At 52.6% G+C, this 378-nt stretch carries 1 pseudogene; it reads right to left on the reverse strand.

Annotation, left to right across the window (positions count from 1 at the left end):
- Positions 1-239: pseudogene (locus EN750_RS39100) on the reverse strand (hypothetical protein); the annotation flags it as partial.
- Between the last annotated feature and the right edge of the window lie 139 nt (positions 240-378).

Genomic DNA, 378 nt, shown 5'->3' on the forward strand with positions numbered 1-378 from the left:
CCCGCGACCTGTCCGACCGAAAGATCAAACTCTCCGCTCACGACTGCAACCGTCAGGGCGCTTGCGACCACCGTCAAAGCGGAAATCTGGACGAGGACGTTGCTGAGATTGTTAGCACTCAGGAAGCGCGGGCTGAAGATCGAAAAGACTACGAAGATCACCAGGGCAGCAAAGACGGTGCCATAGCGGGTCGCGAAATCCATCCAGTTGATCGGGACTTTGATAGCGTTTTCTTTCACTGTTATCTGTCCTTCAATTGGTTTTCAGGAGCAGGGTTTCTTCGGTCATCTCCACCGCCGGGAAATGATCGGAAAGCGTGCTGTTTGAAATGCAATAGATGCGATCGCAAATGGCGATCAGTTCGGTAAACTCGGCACT

Source organism: Mesorhizobium sp. M7A.F.Ca.ET.027.03.2.1 (assembly GCF_003999175.1).
In the GTDB taxonomy this organism is placed as follows: Bacteria; Pseudomonadota; Alphaproteobacteria; order Rhizobiales; family Rhizobiaceae; genus Mesorhizobium.